A 16,970-nucleotide genomic window follows, 5' to 3' on the forward strand; every position below is an offset into this window, starting at 1 on the left:
GCTTTCTTTATGGTAACGCTTTCTTTATTAGGCTGACAATTCACGTATTAAATGGGTACCCCCCCGAAAAATCGGTTTTTGCGGTTCGAAACTCTGCCGGTTTCTTGCCCGTGCGCCGTTCGAAATGCTGGAGGAAGTGACGATAGTGCGCATACCCGACCTGCTCCGCGATAACGCTGATCGGCTCGGTAGTGCCGCGAAGCTTCTCGCAGGCCTCGGCGATTCTCAAATCGTGAATCCGATCGAGTAAGCCGCGGCCGAATTTGCTTTGATAAGCCCTTCCCAAATAAACGGGATTCAAATAAAAGCGCGCCGCTATATCCCGAATCGTGAGCGGACTGCGATAATCATTTCGAACGTACCTGTCAATCTCCATCAACGTGCTGCCCGGCTTGCTCTCGCGAATCGTTTGCACGGCGCCTATGACTTGTTCCACGAATGAGAGAATGCGTGCCCGCACGGATGCCGCATCAGCACTGGTTTCATACCTATCCGAGGCTTGACGAGGACGCAGCAGCAGAGCAGGATCGCCGCCCGACTCCCGGATCAGCTTGCCGCATTGAACGGTCAGGGAGCCCGCGAACAGCTCGGCCCATTCGAACGAATGCCCTTCCAGCTCCCGGAATAATCGATCTATTACGCTTGCCGCCCGGTCCCCGTCCGCATCTTCGATCGCTTGCAGCACGTCCTTCAGCAGACGCGCCGCCAGAGCCGGCAGCGACGCCGCTTCTCCGCCGCCCTGCCCCTTCTGCATGGCCTCCTGGCGGGCGTCCAGCCGGGCTCGAATCTGCGTCAGCACCTCCGCGGCTTCTTCTCCGATGATTGGCTTGAGCAAGTAGTGATAGACGCCCAGCTGCATGGCTCTCTTCGCGAACGAGAAATCGCTGTAGGCGCTAACCAAGACGATCTCGGCAGGCGCTCCCTTTCCTCCCTCTTCTTGCAGCTTCCTAATGAGCTCCAGGCCATCCATCTCCGGCATTCGGATATCCGTTACGATAACATGCGGCATCGACTCGCGCGCTGCCGCCAGCGCTTCAGAGCCGCTCTCGCACACGCCGCAAATCTGGAAGCCCAGCTGCTCCCAATCCACGAACATTCGCAAGCCTTCGATCGCGTGCGGTTCATCGTCCACCAGCATTACCTTATACATGCCTTTTCCCTCCTTCGTCCACGGACATCGCAGGAATTCGAAAACCGATTCTCGTCCCCTCATTCGGACGGCTGTCGATGACAAAATCGACTCGTTCCCCGTAATGGAGCCGGAGCCGCTTATAAACGTTGCGCATGCCCACGTTCTCGTCCGTATCGAGACTTCCGTTCATCAGCCTTCGGATTTCATTCAACCGCTCTTCATCCATCCCTTTGCCGTTATCTTCGACTTGCACATATAGATAAGTATCTGTTCGACGGGCTTCAATCCGGATAACGCGCTGCCCCTTCACCGCCTGCAGTCCGTGCTTGCACGCGTTCTCGACTAGCGGCTGGATGCACATTTTCGGCACCAGGCATTTCGCCGCTTCTTCCTCGATGTCGAACTCGTAGCCGAACCGGTCCGCGAACCGGAACTTCTCGATTTTCAAATACATTTCCGTAAAATGAAGCTCGTCCTGCAGCGTTACGGCGGCGTCTGACCAGCTGAGCATCCGCCTGAGCAGCTGAGACAAGTTGCGGATCGTATCGGTCACTTCCGTATAGCCGTTTTTCACGCTGACAACGAGCAGGGCATTTAACGTGTTAAACAGAAAATGCGGGTTGACCTGGCTTTGCAGCAGCTTCATTTCGGCGCGGATCCGTTCCAGCTCCATGTCCTTCTGCTGGATTTCGAGCTTGTAGACATCGTTGATGAGCGACTCGATCTGAGAGGCCATCCGGTTGTAGCTGCGGATCAGCCCGCCTATCTCGTCTTTGCCCTCGCGCAGCACGATCAGGTCGAACTTCTCGTTTTTTGCTTTCTCCATGTGACGGGCTAAGCGGCGAATCCGATAATTATACGAGCGCAGCATGATGAAGATGAGCGACGTCGGCAGCAACGTGCTGACGGCCGCAAGCATCCAGATGAAGCGGTTCGAGCTCTGGACGGCGGTCTGGAATCGGTCCTCCTCCGCAAATCCGACAAGCTTCCATCCTTGCATGTAGGAAGGCTTCCCAAGCATGCTTCGAAATATCAATTCGCCTTGCTCGCCGTTGTCCCACTGGTCCATCGGATCCATGTACCGGGAGGAGGGCAGCAATACCCGGTCCTGCGGATCCAGCATGCTGATCGCCAAGTACGGCTTCTCCTCTTCGAGAATCTCTTCGAAGTTGCTGAGCTTGAGGTCAATCCGCAAGTACTTGGCGTAGCGCCCGTACGTCGGATATTCGTTCAATTTGCGCACGATGCTGAAGTAAACCTTGTTACCCATCGCGTTCATCGGGTCGACGCTCCGGTACATCATCACTTGGACGGCCGACGGGGAGCTCGTAACCGTCTCGTACCAAGGGCTGCGCTTTGAAGCTTCATCCAATATGAAATAATGGCTTCCGCTCACGATGGTCGGATTCTCCGTAAATACCGAAATATTCTCGACATATGTGTAGGCGGACATGAATGGTCTCATTTTGCCGGTCAGCGTCTCATTGAAGCTTTCGTAGAAATCGACAATATCGGTATATTCCTTGTCCAGCAGCTCGTATAGGCTGCGGTCCGTCGCGACGGAATGGCTGAGCGTTACTCCGCCCTCGATCATATCCATCGCCTTCTTGTCCGCGCGCTCCATCGCGATCTGAAGGTTGTTCTGTTCCCGGGCTTGAATGCTCTCCGACATCTGCTGGAACAGCAGAACATTGATGGTGAGGATCGGCACCAGAATGCACAGCAGGTATATCAGTGTAAACTTCCATTTCAGCGGGATGTTGTTAACGAAGCTGAGCCAGCCGAACGGCATGCGGTCGCCTCCTTGGAATTAGCCGTTTTTGTAATGCGAGGGGGTCATGCCCGTCCAATGCTTGAATTTCGCCGCAAAATGCTCGGGATCCTCATAGCCGACCTTACGCGCGACATCGGCGACTTTCAAATCGGTTCGCCGGAGCAGTTTGCGGCCGGCTTCGACCCTCGTACGATGAACATAGTCAAGGAAAGACATGCCTATGTGCTTCTTGAACAACTGACCGAGATATGCCGGCTGGAAATGGAGCATCTGCGCGATGGTCTGCAATTGAAGCGGCTCGGAATAGCGCTCCCGGATGATTTGGGCCACCTCCCAAGCCGGGCCGGACTCCGACCGCTGCCGCGCCAGCCGCTCCGCTGCCTTGCAAGCGTAAGCCGTCAAAACCTCGGGCCAACGTTCCTCCATTCCCGGCAAGCAGGGAGGGGATAGGGCTTGTTCGTCTAGAGCGGATGAGCCTTGCTTCTCTCCCTCGAAGACGGTCCAGGTCACTTCGAGCAGTACGTTCGACAAGTACGCTTTGCCGATCTCTCCGCCGCCGCCGAATGAAAGCTTCAACTGGTGACACAACTGCTCGGCGGCGTTCCCAATCCCCTCCCTGTCTCCAGCTTGAATGGCTAATAACAGGCGATCCTCCGCATCCAGCAGCGGATCCGAAGCAATCGGGACCGTCCAAGCCGCTTCCAGCGGCAAGGCCTTACCCAGTTGCTTCGTACGATCACCGGCCTCGGATTGCGACCACCTGCTGCGAAATTCCTTAAGCGCTGCATGAATCTCCATGGTGTCGATCGGCTTCAGCCAATAGTCGAGCACTCCGCATGACAGCGCCTTATGCGCGGCCGAGAAATCATCATGCCCGCTCAGAATAACGAAACGGCAAGGTGCGTGGAGCACATTCGTGCAGTGCTCAATCAGCTGCAATCCATCCATGACCGGCATGCTGATGTCCGTGACGACTAGATCGGGACCCAGCTCCTTGATACGCTCCAGCGCCTCTTCCCCGTCGCACGCTTCTCCGCAGATTCGGAAGCCGTGACTTTCCCAATCGACCATGAAGCTCAAGCCTTCCAGGACGAGCGGTTCATCATCTACAATTAGAACGGTATAGATCTGTAACCTCTCCTCTCCCTATAGGATTCTATTAACTACATCTAATGACGATTCTCTAGGTCGGAGACCGTTAATAGAGGACCCGTTCAAAACCGGCGGCCCCCCTGCCATCGTATCATTTTATTCCTTTTAATTTAACCCTAGAAACAATTGGATATTTAACTTCTTATGATTCTGTATGTGAGTGTTGACCCCCTTCGAAGCATAAAAAATACATGACCGATGCTATTAACCGTACGACGATGTATTCATTACATGTAAACTTTGCTCGCCAATAAGCGATTCCTCATCCCCCACCGCAACCGGCTTCGACATTCACACTCTTTCTGAAGCCTTATAAAATACGTCACTATGCATATGCTGAACTCTTTCCCAATTGGCGGGGTTGGTTGTGTCTAGGGTGCGGTGCTCCAAAATGGCCTGGTACAGTGTTGTCTTCTCTTCCAAATGGGCAACGTGCTGCTTGGCTTCTTCTAGCTTGGCGAGCGCAGCTTCTTTATGCTCCATCATGAGCTTGTAGCGTTGCGGAATGGTGGAATCGCCCTCGAGACATAAATCGATATACGTTTTAATGACATCGATCGGCATACCGGATTGCTTGAGGCATTTGATCCCATGCAGCCAGTTAATGGATTCTTCATCGAATAATCGAATATTATTCTCATTGCGCCGTAAGCTTGGCACCAGACCTTTGTCCGTGTAGAAGCGGACGGTGTGCTCGGTGAGGCCCGTGATCTGAGCGGCTTCTTTGACCGTATTCATATGGAGTCCCCCTTGGAAAAAAAAGAATAACTGCCTCTTGCCTTCGTGTAACACGAAGGTACTATGCTTATTGTAATGCAACTGTGCCGTAACCGGAACTCCCGCACCACCCCAATTTCCGCGATACGCACCGGTTGCTCTCATACATTTGAACAATAGGAGGAATCGCAATGCGAACTGTAACTTTGAACAATGGTGTAGAAATGCCGATCCTAGGCTTCGGCGTCTACCAGATTCCGGATGCCGAAGAGTGCGAGAACGCGGTGTACGAGGCACTGTCGGCCGGTTACCGCTTGATCGACACCGCCGCCGGTTACCTTAACGAGGAAGCGGTCGGACGCGCTATTAAGCGCAGCGGCGTACCTCGTGAGGAGCTGTTCATTACGACTAAGATTTGGGTTCAGGATACCGGCTACGAGAGTGCCAAGCTTGCGTTCGCCAAATCCTTGAAGAAGCTGCAGCTCGACTATCTCGACCTGTACTTGATTCACCAGCCGTTCGGCGATTACTACGGCACTTGGCGCGCGATGGAAGAGCTGTACCGTGAAGGCAAAATCAAGGCAATCGGGGTCAGCAACTTCATGCCGGATCGTCTGATGGACCTCATTGTGCATAACGAGATCGTGCCCGCCATCAACCAGATTGAAACGCACCCGTTCTACCAGCAGACAGAGAGCGCTGCTTTCTTGAAGGAGCAGGGCGTGCAGCACCAATCGTGGGCGCCGTTCGCCGAAGGACGGAACAACATGTTCTTTAACGAAGTGCTGACCACGATCGCGGAGAAACACAACAAGTCTGTCGCCCAGATCGTATTGCGCTGGCTTGTCCAACGAGAAGTTGTTGTCATTCCAAAGTCGGTACGCAAAGAACGGATCGTCGAAAATTTCAACATTTTCGATTTTGAGCTAAGCGCGGACGAAATGGGGCTAATTTCCACGCTAGATACGCGAGAAAGTCTATTCTTATCGTACCGCGATCCGGAAGTTGCCAAGATGATGGGCAACTGGAGAGTCGAATTGTAAACCTTGGTCCGATTTCTGGCATTAGCAAAAAAATACATCGCCACGGCTCATAAGCCGCAAGGCGATGTATTTATCATATACAAAATTCTACTGATGCTATCTGCCGCGGTTATCCCTTCGAATAAGCGAGTCCGAACCTTCCTTATAAGCGTAAACGTTATCGGTGTATTTCCCCTCCCCAAGGATTGAATGTATAGTGAAGGTACCGCTAGCATCATCGTATTGTATACTGTCATCTTGGTTAGCTCCCAAAGTCTCCCGTACGCTCGACCATAAAAGTTGCCCGTCCTGTTCTTTAAATATATAGATTTGGTTTCGTTTGCGGGTCACAACCACAGCTTCTTCTTTCCCGTCGCCGTCCAAGTCACGTTCATAACTGGCAGCCTCAAGACTTATGTAAGAATAAACCTGGCCGTCCGAGTCTTTTCTTACATACCAGACGCAGGATTCGCCATCCGTTCTGCAATTGGCTCCTTCGATCTTCAACACTTCTTGTCCGAACAATCGCGTCATACTGAACTGTAAGTCATACAAATGCCCGTAGCCATAATGGTACAGATTTTCCGGCTGGGAAGATTCGTCTAAGGTGAACCCAAAATAATCCACATCCCCGTTCGTTTCATGCGGGGTCAGCGAATCGGGCTTTAGGGTATAATGCAGTGCCATCCCAAAGCCTTCTATTGGCTTTTCATCAAGTAATTGAATATCGCTATACGGAATTTGCGCAATGTGTCCGTTTGTCTTATTTCTTAATGGGTTATATTTATTGGATAATCCCGGTAGGATGTCTGGATCTGCTTGATTATTCGTTTCACCCTCTTCCCACTCTGTCGCAATTAAGGGTTTAAATACGACAGGCATCCCCCTCTCATCGTTCAAGCCGGAAGCGCCCTTGCTGGTAAATTCGTATGACCAGTTAATCGCAACAATAACTGAAAGGAAGCTCAAGACCACTGCCCCTGCGAGAAACTTCCATTGCCGTGAGAAGTAACCGGGACGACGATCTAATGTATCCATAACCTGCCGTCTCATATCACTAGAGAAAACTTCCTCCGGGAACAGTCCTTGTTTTACTCTGCTTTCCCAATCAACAGATCGATCGTTCATGGCTCTATCTCCCTCCATTTACTGTTCACGATTTTACGCGCCCTATGCAGCCTCGACTTTACCGTTCCTTCCGACACGTTTATTAGTTTAGCGATCTCGATCATTGTCAGTTCGTGTTCAAGAGTCAGAAGCAGAACTTCTCGCAGCTTATTCGGCAAAGACATGATAATGTCTCTTATTTCGCGGACGGATTGTTCCATAAAATAATTCATTTCCGCCGACTGTTCGTTCTTTTGCGGCTTCACCCAGCCGAACAGAACGATGCGACGCATATAGCTGGACTTCAGTTCGTTAATAGCCAAGTTTCTTGTGATTGAGAATAACCATGTTTTCAGAGATGACCGGCCCTTGAATGTGCCAACGTCATGGAACACTTTAATAAATACTTCTTGGGCAATATCCTTGGCCTGCTCCCTGTTTTTGGTGATGGCATAAGCGTATCTCGTTACATCATCGCCATATGTAGTCATTAGTCGATATAACTCCGTCTTGTCCATACGATCCACATTCACCAAGTATTGAAATTCCATGCGGGATTCCATATATTCACCTCCATCCTATTAGACAAGAGCCGGTTGCGAATCGTTCACTGTTATTGCAATTAAAGGTAAAGATTTTTCTACACGTATATTTCTTGTTGACTTCATGTCATAAAAAATACATCGCCAGAGCATGAATACCTTATCGCTCTCTCCTTCAGCCCATGATTCGATGATCCCGTTCAAGCTGACTTGTGACACCTTATTGCATGTATAAAACTGCGAAGTTATAATAAAACTAAAGAAGGAGCCGTGCGTCAACACGACTCCTTGGCACAATAGACCGCTTCAAAGGCGGTCGGCTTCGGATCTGAGATCAGAAATAGACCGCAATCCTTGCAGTGGGGCGGTCTATTTCTTTTGGTTAAACGCTACGACTATGGCAACAACCAGCGTAAGCAGCGCTACAATAAGCGCCCCAAAACCAATCATCAACGTCAAAGCGTCTTTAACCTCCATGGGCATCCCTCCCTTCTTCGAGAGGTAGCCGACCGCCCTTGCAAGCCGTTCTACGTGCTTGTCTAATTATAGCATAATTTGTAAGAAACAGAGCAGTGAAATTCTAATTTCCGACTCTTTGTACAAAAGGTTGTTGATTCGATGTTGATTAGTCCTCGAGAGGCTTCTTGTTGTTGATTCGCTAGGAAGAACCACTACAATAACAACTCTTTTCAGCCGAGCAAGCGCTCGGTCTAGGGCTTTCTGTAAGCACTTCAGAGAACGATTGTTGACTCCTTGTTGACTTCGAGGCATAAAAAAAACATCGCCAGGGCGTACAAGCCGCAAGGCAATGTATACATCGAGTTGATACTACTATTCGTCTTCCGCCTTCTCCTCATCCCCCACCGCAACCGGATTCTCGCAATACGAAATCCAATCGCTCCAAACTCAGAGTCAGATTTTCACTGAGCCAACTCGAATCGGGAACATCAGCGTTGTCACGCCGTTTATTTTTCCTTTTTCGGGACTATCATGCGAATACAGTAATAGCCGCGAACTACTCCGCATGTTCTTCGTTATCAAGCGTACGCAGTGATCAATTTTCCTGCAAATATAATAGCCTTCCATCCCGCGGCTATGGTGAATGTTCTTGGAGCTCGTGCCACCCCGTCCCTCCGCATCATATTCAAACTCCAAAATAAAGGTCTACTATCAATGATGCGCATAAAAACGGCCAACTCTTGAGTGATTCATTCAGGGGGGTGAAGGGATTTCATCCTACCGAACTGCTTTAAAAGCTAATATACTGACTTTAATGCAACACCAATGGGCTTTGTTTTGATAAAGCACCGGAGAGGATTTTGCATGAGGATTCTATAAAAAGAGGAGTCGAATGTATGAAGGCAATTAAATATACAAGCCTGCTATTCGCAGTCTGTATCCTTGGCTGTACTGCTTACGCTCAGATCAACGAAAACATATTTGAAACTACGGGAACCTACCTCACTTTATTATGGGTCAAAGCGACATTGGTCGATTTGTATTTGGGTGTATTTTTTATTTTATGCTGGATTTATTTTCGGGAAAGAAGCCTCGTCAAGGTGCTTCTGCTCGCACCTTTGGCCTTTGTATTTGGAAATGCCGTGATTTTTCTCTATATCTTCTTTTCCATCCGCAAATACGATTACGATATTAAAAAGTGGCTGACCGGTGAAAAACAGCAACGTCAGTAACGTTGATTCCCTGTTGATTGCCATATTGTTTGTTAAAAATTGTTGACTTACTTGAAAGTACAAATGTTAAGGGCCGGGTAGTCACCGATTGAGGTGGCTTCCCGGCCCTTCTATTGTATGCTCGTCGTGTGATAACGCGCTCGGTTTGTCATGTGCTGTACATGCTATCATGAGTTGCTTGTTGACTTCGTGTTGACTCGGAACGCTTTAGAGGCATGTAAAGACTATTTGTCTGAAGGCACTCTATACAAGGAGACGAAATACTGCTATGCCTTGCTCGGGCTTTCTTCATCTCCTTTAGCAATCGGATTCTCCTCATACGAAATCCAATCGCTCCAGCTCCCCGCATACAGACGAACCTTCGTGAATCCCGCTTCCTGAAGCGCGATGACGTTAGGCGTCGCGGTGACGCCTGAGCCACAGTAGACGACCAGCTCGCGTTCGCGATCCAGATCGGCAAAGCGATCTGCTTGCGAAGCCGCGTCCTTCCAAGCGCCGGACTCGCTCAAGCCGTCCTTCCAGAAGCGGTTGATCGCCCCGGGGATGTGGCCGGCGACTTTGTCGAGCGGCTCGACTTCGCCCCGGTAGCGCGGCGCTTCGCGCGAATCGATCAACGTCAGGGACTCGTCGCCCAAACGTTCCTGAATCTCGGCCATCTCGGCCAGCATCGAATGCTGAACCTCCGCCAGGAATTTCGCCGGAATAAGCACCTTCTGCTCCGAAGAAACCGGGAATCCGGCATTCACCCACGCGGTGAAACCTTCATCCAGCACGTAAACCTGCTCGTGGCCAAGGTACTTGAGCAGCCACCACAGACGGGAGGCCATCGCTCCGCCTTGATCATCGTAGGCGACGACGCGAGACTCATTGCCGATGCCGACACGGCTAAGCGCGACCGTCAGGTCGAAAATATCCGGCAGCGGATGCCGCCCGCCATGCCCATCCTCTTCTACCGGAGCAGACAAGTCCTTCTCCAGATCCATATAAACCGCACCCGGAATATGCGAGGCCTCATACAATTCGCGGCCGGCGTCCGGCTTGCCCATCAAGAAGCGGCAATCCACGATAACGATATCAGGCTCGTACATGCGAGCCAAAAGCCATTTCAAAGAAACGATATTATTCATCCCAGTTTCCGTCCTCTCTTGCTTTCCTGCGTCCTATTATAACGGAAAACAGCCCAACAAAAAAAGAACCTCCTGTTCCACCTATTCAGGCGGAACGGAGGTTCCTTAGCGGTGAGAGAGTGTAGGCGTTTACAATTTCGCCTTAATATCTGAGATATACTTGACTACTACTGCGAGAGCCCCAACGTAGTATCCGACTAAGACGATCCATCCCGTCTGGTCCATAGCCGAAATACCTGCCAGCACGAAGAGTGGAAGCACATAGTACATCATGTCCTTCAGGTAGCCGAGCACGAGTTCATGGGACAGCTTGCCGTCTTTGAGCGACATGAACAGACCGACCAAAAAGTCGACAGCCATAGATCCCATCACGACCCACATCGCAACTTCCATCCAATAAGTCAGCGATCCAAACACTTTGCATCACCTCCTCAACCTCACTGCATTATATGCCAGTCCGTTCGAGGTTGTACCACGGCTCATGCCCATATTTACGTGGTGATTGGAGGGATTGTACCCTTCTCTTCATTGTTTCTCCCTCTTGCTGCCTCTATAATAATTCCATATCCTATCAAATCCGATCGTCTATTGGAGGGAACTGCATGGTATTCGTAGCCTTATTGCGGGGCATTAACGTCGGCGGAAACAACAAGATCGATATGAAGCTGCTGAAGCGCACATTCGAAGGACTCGGCCTGACCAACGTCGTGACGTACATCAATACGGGAAATATTATTTTCACGGATAGCACGCATACCGCCCCGGAGCTGGCTGTCATCCTCGAGGAAGCGATAGCCCGCGACTTCGGTTTGACCATCAAAGTCATGATTCGAACGATGGATGAAATCAAGACGATCATGGACAAGCTGCCCGACAGCTGGACGAACGACACGAGCATGAAGAGCGACGTGCTGTATTTGTGGGACGAAATCAACAACGAATCGGTGCTTGAGCAATTAACGACCAATCCCGACGTCGATCATGTCATCTATGTGAGCGGAGCCATCCTATGGTCGTACGACCGGGAGAATGCGGGGAGAAGCGGCATGAACAAAATAATTGGCACCAAGCTGTATCGCCAAGTGACCGTCCGCAACGTCAACACCGCCCGCAAAATTTACGAGCTTATGCAAGCGGCAGCTGCAGCAGCTGCTAAGTAAAGAAATGGGCAGTGCTGCCAGAGGACAATAGGCCGATTAGGCCAACTTAGGTGAATTTCCCTACGCCATCGAACGCTTAAGCTATAACCCCTCGAATGGTAACGGAACTGGATGACCTTATTTGTGGTATTCTAGCGTTTTTTCATCGCTAACGGAACGGAGAGCCGCTATTCGCCTATTTCCTTGGTGATTCCATTCAATTTCCCTCAAATAAAGGCTCTCAGTTCCGCTACCACACCGAAACGCCCTATTTTCCGACGAATAACGTCTTTCAGTTCCGTTAGCCCCTATCTTATTCTCACGGAGTCCAGGAACGACCAGCCCCCCAAAAAACCTACACCCACGCCTCGTTCGCATACCCGCGCTGCTCCCAGTAGCCGATATGCTCGCCCTCGATGAGCTCGATCCGGTTCAGCCACTTCACCGACTTGTAGGCGTACATCTTCGGCATGATCAGACGCACAGGTCCGCCGAGATCGCTCGGGATCGGCTTGCCGTCATGCAGAACCGCGATCATCGCGTCGTCTTTCGCTAGCTGCTCCAGCGTAATGCCGCTCGTGTAGACGCCGTCGCCGGAGTAGAAGATGGCCGACTTCGCTTTTCCCTGCACGCCCGCCAGCTTCAGCATCTCCTTTACGGGAATGCCTTCCCATGTGTTTTTGTAGACGGACCAGCCCGTCACGCAGTGGAAATCGCTCACCTGCACGGTTCGCGCCAGCTTTACGAACTCCTCCCATTTCCACTGCAGCGGCTGGTCTACCAGACCATCCACGCGGAACGACCAGTTCGCGTTGTTGAAGCTCGGAATCGGCGTTACCGTGTACACGCGAAAATGCCCCTGGGCCCCGCCTCCGATCGGAGGCGAAGACGCAGTCATCGGCTGCGGCGCCGGAAGGAGCTCGTTGGCGTTGTTTTCGATCAGCTTGTCGATGCTGGCGCCGCCCCCGGCGCTCCCGAGCGATTCGCCAAGCCACTTCAGGAAGGACGGACCGACCGTTACGGCCAAGCCGACGCCGATCGCGCCGCGAATGAACGCCCTTCTCGTATAAACCGGCTGCGGAGAGGCCGGATGAAGCTCGTCGACGGACCTATTCTCGGCCTGCACCGTGCGACGCTTCGGATCCTTCAGCCACTTGGCCCTTGTAATGGAGTGGTAGATGATGTAAGGAAGGCCGATCCAAGTCAGCAGATCATGCGCGACAAGCGCGGCATTCGATATCCGAGGGCCGACCAGCTTGAACTGCCACAGCAGAACGCCGGACAGAAACCATCCGAGCAGAAAGCCAAGCACGACGTATACATTGAACTTCTGCCATGGCTTGCCCCGGAGCTGCCTCCAATGCTTGCCTGCGAGCGCCAAGTAATACAGTATCGGCATGATCGAAGCGATGCCTACGGCAATATGCGCCCACTTCAGCCAAACCCTGCCCTCGCCGAGCACGCCCCTCCAGAAGCCGCCTAGCAGGATCAAGCCGGTCAGCGCCAGTACGACGACGATCCAGCCATTCCACGCATGCAGCGCGACCAGCTTCTTCCCGTATCCTTTGCGCAGCCGCTCCAGCCATCCCTTCATGAACACTGCCCCCTCCATCCGAATGTTCGAAGTCATGCTCCTATCATTATAACGCCATCGTCATGGGGTTTCGACTGCCTCCATAAATGGCCTCTCTCTCTCCCCTACCATACAGCCAAAAAAAAGCCGATGCCCCGTCTCCCGACGTTCGCCCGGCTTTCCGTGCTTCAACCTGCTTACCTACGCACCAGATCCTCGCGCACCGGCGTGAAGCAATCGAGCAGCGCGCTCGGCTCCAGCGCCTTCACGCCGTGAACGGCCCCGCTCGGAATGTAGATGCTGTCGCCCGCCGAGATCTCGGTCGTGACGCCGTCGATCGTGAACGCGATACGCCCCTTCAAGCAGTACGACATTTGCTCATGGGGATGCGAATGCTGATACCCCTCGGCGCCCTCCTCGAAATGAACCTCCATCATCATGACCGTTTTGCCCGGCTCCATGATTTTGCGCTTCACGCCCGGCTCCGCAGGCTCCCATACTCCGATGTTGCTCACTATCCATTCACTCCTTCGCATCGTTTATTCTTAATGAATTAAACATTTCACAGCGTTTTCCTTTAACGAAAATAACCATTTCTAACGTATATCGGTTTCAAAACGGATTATGCCTTCCTTTTGCCCCGCCGGCCGATGAGCCAAACGACGACCGCGATAGCCGGCGGATACAGAGCCGACCACCCGAGGAACGGGTACAGGCAGAGCGTGCACGCGAACGAAATGATCGCCGCCGGTCTTCCTAGCTTGCTGCCCTTCAGAAGCTTAACGCCAGCCAGACAGCCGGCCAAATACGTCGCGACGAAGGTAGCGTTCGGCCATTGGATGAGCTGCGACAACGTGATCACTCCGCTGTACATAAGGCCAAGCGTTACAAAGCTGCCGGCCGCGATAAACAGCAGACCGCCGGTCGGCGTGCCGAATTTCGGGCTGACGAAGCCGAATACCTTTGGCGCCGCGCCCTCCCTGGCCAGCGAATAGGCGATCCGCGAGGCAGCGCTGACGTAGGCATTGGGACCGGCGAAGCAGATGAACAGCGCTGCGAGAGCAACAGCCCAGCCCCCCGCCTGCCCGAGCGAGAGCTGAACCATCATGCTTAAGGAAGCGGCCGAAGCGGCGCCTCCATAGCTGCCCGTCGCGATTGTGAAGTACGCGACCGAGAAATAGAGCAGCGCCACGATACCCGCGCTCCACAGCACGCCGCGTATCGCATCCCTCTCCGGGTTTACGAACTCGGAAGAGAGATGCGTGACCGCCTCCCACCCGATAAAACACCAAAACAGCAGCCCGGCCGCCTGAGCTACGCTGAACCAGCCGTGCGGCACGAACGGCGTGAACCGCTCCGCGGATTGATGGGGAATGGCGGCGAAGATGGCCAGAAGCAGAATCGCGATAATCATCGCGATCACCGCCGTCTGCACGCCTCCCGCGAGCTTCAGGCCGAATACGTTCACCACGATCGGCAGCAGCAGCATCACCGCGGCAAGCGCGTAGAGCTGATCATGGCTCAAATCGAGCAGAACCGCGAGATATTGGGAGCCGGTGACCGCCAATACCGGAGCTCCAAGCGGGACGGACAGGTAGAAGAACCAGCCGACAAGGCTGCCGTACTGCGGCCCGAATGCCAGCCTTGCGAAGTGTGATACACCGCCCGCGCTTGGGTATTTGGACGCGAGCAGCCCCATCGTGACGGCCATCGGCACGACGAGCAGGGACATGGCCAGCCAAGCCAGTATGGAGGCGGGTCCGGCGGCCTCCGCCGCCATTCCCGGTATGAGCAGTATGCCGGAACCGACCACGGATCCGATATAGAGAGCAATAATCTGAGGCAGACGGAGCACTTGTCGCAAGCCGTCCGCCTGAACCGTTACATTTGACATCGTTTATGACTCCTTGCTTGAAAGTATTACGTTTACCATAACGAAAATCTGTATGGCTAAGAAGGGGCAGATTACAGCACATGCAAGGGGACAGATTCGATACGTCGTCGTTATTTCCGATCCGCATCTGTCCCCTTCATTTTGTTGCATTCTGACCATTTAATCCATGCCAGAGTTCGAATAAGATGATGATAGATACTTGCGACCATATTCATTTCCCGAAGGAGGCTCTTCATTTGCTTACTCCGCACGAAATAAAAGCTTATTTGGAGCGGTTCGGCATGCCGGAAGTCGAGGAACCGAGCCTGGATTATTTGATGCGGCTCCATCGGGCCCATGTCGAACGCTTCTCCTGGCAAACCGTCGATATCGTCGCCGGGAGACCCGCATCCATCGACCCGAAGCAATCCGTTCAGCTGCTGCTTACCGGCCGAAGCGGCTATTGCTTTCACCTGAACGGGGCGTTCGGCACGCTCCTCCGTTCCCTCGGCTACCAGGTCGACTGGCATCGCGCTGGCGTGCAGCCGAACGGCGAATCGCCGCGCGTGAACGGCTTTCATTTGGCTCAGACCGTTACGATCGGCGCAGGCGAGGACGGCCAAGAGCGGTGGATCGTTGACGTCGGACTTGGCGATATGCCATATGAGCCGCTCCCCCTTGTACATGGCTCGTATGTCCAAGGCGCCTACACGTACGGCGTTACAAGCTCCGCCGTCGCTCCAGGCGGCTGGCGGCTCGAGCACGACGCGCTGGCCAGCTTCGTCGGCGTCGACGTCGCCCCCGAGATCGTCGATGACATCACGCCATTCCTTTCCAAACATGAGCATTACAGCACGTCGCCGGAATCGCCCTGGATGAACACCTTCCTGCTTCGTCATCGCCACGCGACAGGCGGCAACGAGCTTCGCGGCTGCATATGGAGCAGCCGCGAAGGCAAGAGCATCCGGAAGACGGAGCTGCTCGACAAGCAGCAATGGCTGGACGTCATGGGCGACGTCTTCGGCGAGAAGCTGGTCGTCTACGACGGCTTGGAACGGGACGCCCTCTGGTCCAAGGTGCTCCGCCTGCACGAGGACTGGAAACGCGCCAAAGAAGCGGCCGACAAAGCCGCTCCGTAGATGTGTTTTGGCCCCCAGGCTCGCAGGCCCGCCCCCGCGGCGAGCCTGCGAGCCTGGCAAGTAGCCAAGCATATTAGACGTTCCTCACACCTCTATTTCCCCCGAACTTCCTCTTCCCAATCACCGGGCTCAACTGCAGCACCAAACAAAAAAAGCGCTCCCACAAGGAAGCGCTCTGCCTTCTTCTTCGCTCGCTAGTCCCACCGCGTCAGCACGACCGGGCCGTCCTTCGTGATCGCGACGGTATGCTCGAATTGGGCCGCCCAAGATCCGTCCACCGTCCGGGCCGTCCAACCGTCCATGCCGACGTAGACCTCAGGGCGGCCTGTCGTTATGATCGGCTCAATTGTGATAACCATGCCCTCCTCCAGCTTCACGCCTTGGCCCGGCGGGCCAAAGTGCTCCACCTCCGGAAACTCGTGCATGCTGCGACCGATTCCGTGCCCGACGAACATTCGCACGACGCCGAAGCCTTCTCGCTCAGCCCTCTTCTGCACCGCATGCCCGATATCCCCGACATAATTGCCCGGCAGCGCCATCTTAATGCCGTCAAGCATCGCTTGCTTGGCCACGTGCAACAGCTTATCCGTCGCCGCGGTGGACTTGCCGACTATATACGTCCAGGCAGAATCCGCCTTCCAACCGTTCATATCCGCCACCATGTCGATCGTCACGATATCCCCGGATTCCAGCGGCTCCGAATCCGGAAAGCCGTGACAGACGACGTCGTTCACGGATGCGCAGGTTGCGTACGGATAGCCCTTGTATCCCTTCTGCGCGGGGGTCGCCCCCCGATCTATCATGAAACGCTCTACGAACCGGTCAATCTCGCGGGTCGTCACCCCCGGCGCAAGACGCTTCGACAACGCCTTGTGGCATGCCGCCACAACCCGTCCCGCCTTGCGGATCCCCCTAATATGCTCCCGCGTCTTCAACTCTACTGACATTTGCGATACCTCCTTCTTAGTCGTGGGTAGAAAAG

General features: G+C 53.4%; 17 protein-coding genes. 4 read left to right on the forward strand and 13 right to left on the reverse strand.

The window, feature by feature from the left end; translation table 11 throughout:
- Positions 1-40: 40 nt before the first annotated feature.
- The 4 genes from NQZ67_RS19255 to NQZ67_RS19270 all read right to left on the reverse strand — a co-directional run bounded on the left by NQZ67_RS19255 (position 41) and on the right by NQZ67_RS19270 (position 4,796).
- A complete protein-coding gene (locus NQZ67_RS19255) occupies positions 41-1,150 on the reverse strand; it encodes a response regulator transcription factor (protein WP_257449085.1) in 1,110 nt (369 codons plus the stop codon).
- On the reverse strand, positions 1,143-2,924 hold the full coding sequence (locus NQZ67_RS19260; RefSeq protein ID WP_257449087.1) for a sensor histidine kinase: 1,782 nt from the start codon (positions 2,922-2,924) through the stop codon (positions 1,143-1,145). Before NQZ67_RS19260 ends, NQZ67_RS19255 begins: the two co-directional genes overlap by 8 nt.
- 18 nt (positions 2,925-2,942) lie before the next feature.
- Positions 2,943-4,034: a response regulator transcription factor gene (locus NQZ67_RS19265; RefSeq protein ID WP_371825328.1), complete on the reverse strand. Its 1,092-nt coding sequence runs from the start codon at positions 4,032-4,034 to the stop codon at positions 2,943-2,945.
- A 315-nt stretch (positions 4,035-4,349) separates the two neighbouring features.
- Positions 4,350-4,796, reverse strand: a complete 447-nt coding sequence (locus NQZ67_RS19270) for a MerR family transcriptional regulator (protein ID WP_257449089.1) — start codon at positions 4,794-4,796, stop codon at positions 4,350-4,352.
- Positions 4,797-4,966: 170 nt separating this feature from the next.
- Here NQZ67_RS19270 and NQZ67_RS19275 point away from each other — a divergent pair, with 170 nt between their 5' ends.
- Positions 4,967-5,818, forward strand: coding sequence for an aldo/keto reductase (locus NQZ67_RS19275; RefSeq protein ID WP_257449091.1), 852 nt, complete (start codon positions 4,967-4,969; stop codon positions 5,816-5,818).
- Between the two features lie 96 nt (positions 5,819-5,914).
- Here the strand turns inward: NQZ67_RS19275 and NQZ67_RS19280 are convergent, their stop codons facing one another.
- The 3 genes from NQZ67_RS19280 to NQZ67_RS19290 form a co-directional block, all read right to left on the reverse strand.
- Positions 5,915-6,925, reverse strand: coding sequence for a hypothetical protein (locus NQZ67_RS19280; protein WP_257449093.1), 1,011 nt, complete (start codon positions 6,923-6,925; stop codon positions 5,915-5,917).
- A complete protein-coding gene (locus tag NQZ67_RS19285; RefSeq protein WP_257449095.1) occupies positions 6,922-7,467 on the reverse strand; it encodes an RNA polymerase sigma factor in 546 nt (181 codons plus the stop codon). The genes NQZ67_RS19280 and NQZ67_RS19285 overlap by 4 nt, the downstream gene beginning before the upstream one ends.
- 348 nt (positions 7,468-7,815) lie before the next feature.
- Positions 7,816-7,923 carry a putative holin-like toxin gene (locus NQZ67_RS19290; protein ID WP_257449097.1) on the reverse strand — a complete coding sequence of 36 codons (108 nt, stop codon included), beginning with the start codon at positions 7,921-7,923 and terminating at the stop codon, positions 7,816-7,818.
- Between the two features lie 878 nt (positions 7,924-8,801).
- Between NQZ67_RS19290 and NQZ67_RS19295 the strand changes: the two genes are divergently transcribed.
- On the forward strand, positions 8,802-9,137 hold the full coding sequence (locus NQZ67_RS19295; RefSeq protein WP_257449099.1) for a hypothetical protein: 336 nt from the start codon (positions 8,802-8,804) through the stop codon (positions 9,135-9,137).
- 266 nt (positions 9,138-9,403) lie between these two features.
- On the opposite strand, the gene NQZ67_RS19300 is transcribed toward NQZ67_RS19295, so the two are convergent.
- Together NQZ67_RS19300 and NQZ67_RS19305 are read right to left on the reverse strand one after the other, a co-directional pair.
- Positions 9,404-10,264 (reverse strand): sulfurtransferase, encoded by an 861-nt coding sequence (locus tag NQZ67_RS19300; RefSeq protein ID WP_257449100.1) that lies wholly within the window; start codon positions 10,262-10,264, stop codon positions 9,404-9,406.
- A 129-nt stretch (positions 10,265-10,393) separates the two neighbouring features.
- Positions 10,394-10,633, reverse strand: a complete 240-nt coding sequence (locus NQZ67_RS19305; RefSeq protein WP_257449159.1) for a hypothetical protein — start codon at positions 10,631-10,633, stop codon at positions 10,394-10,396.
- 233 nt (positions 10,634-10,866) lie between these two features.
- On the opposite strand from NQZ67_RS19305, the gene NQZ67_RS19310 reads away from it, so the two are divergent.
- Positions 10,867-11,424 carry a DUF1697 domain-containing protein gene (locus NQZ67_RS19310; protein WP_257449102.1) on the forward strand — a complete coding sequence of 186 codons (558 nt, stop codon included), beginning with the start codon at positions 10,867-10,869 and terminating at the stop codon, positions 11,422-11,424.
- A 334-nt stretch (positions 11,425-11,758) separates the two neighbouring features.
- Here NQZ67_RS19310 and NQZ67_RS19315 read toward each other — a convergent pair whose 3' ends face one another.
- The 3 genes from NQZ67_RS19315 to NQZ67_RS19325 all read right to left on the reverse strand — a co-directional run bounded on the left by NQZ67_RS19315 (position 11,759) and on the right by NQZ67_RS19325 (position 14,870).
- Positions 11,759-12,997, reverse strand: coding sequence for a molybdopterin-dependent oxidoreductase (locus tag NQZ67_RS19315; protein ID WP_257449104.1), 1,239 nt, complete (start codon positions 12,995-12,997; stop codon positions 11,759-11,761).
- Positions 12,998-13,173: 176 nt separating this feature from the next.
- A complete protein-coding gene (locus NQZ67_RS19320) occupies positions 13,174-13,491 on the reverse strand; it encodes a cupin domain-containing protein (RefSeq protein WP_257449106.1) in 318 nt (105 codons plus the stop codon).
- Between the two features lie 107 nt (positions 13,492-13,598).
- The gene (locus NQZ67_RS19325) at positions 13,599-14,870 is read right to left on the reverse strand and encodes an APC family permease (protein ID WP_257449109.1); all 1,272 of its coding nucleotides are present in this window, start codon (positions 14,868-14,870) and stop codon (positions 13,599-13,601) included.
- 188 nt (positions 14,871-15,058) lie between these two features.
- Here NQZ67_RS19325 and NQZ67_RS19330 point away from each other — a divergent pair, with 188 nt between their 5' ends.
- Entirely contained in the window at positions 15,059-15,988 is a 930-nt protein-coding gene (locus NQZ67_RS19330; RefSeq protein ID WP_257449160.1) for an arylamine N-acetyltransferase family protein, read from the forward strand.
- Positions 15,989-16,182: 194 nt separating this feature from the next.
- Here the strand turns inward: NQZ67_RS19330 and map are convergent, their stop codons facing one another.
- Positions 16,183-16,935 (reverse strand): type I methionyl aminopeptidase, encoded by a 753-nt coding sequence (map, locus tag NQZ67_RS19335; protein WP_257449111.1) that lies wholly within the window; start codon positions 16,933-16,935, stop codon positions 16,183-16,185.
- Positions 16,936-16,970 lie beyond the last annotated feature (35 nt).

Origin of the sequence: Paenibacillus soyae (assembly GCF_024623455.1) — a bacterium.
In the GTDB taxonomy this organism is placed as follows: Bacteria; Bacillota; Bacilli; order Paenibacillales; family Paenibacillaceae; genus Pristimantibacillus; species Pristimantibacillus soyae.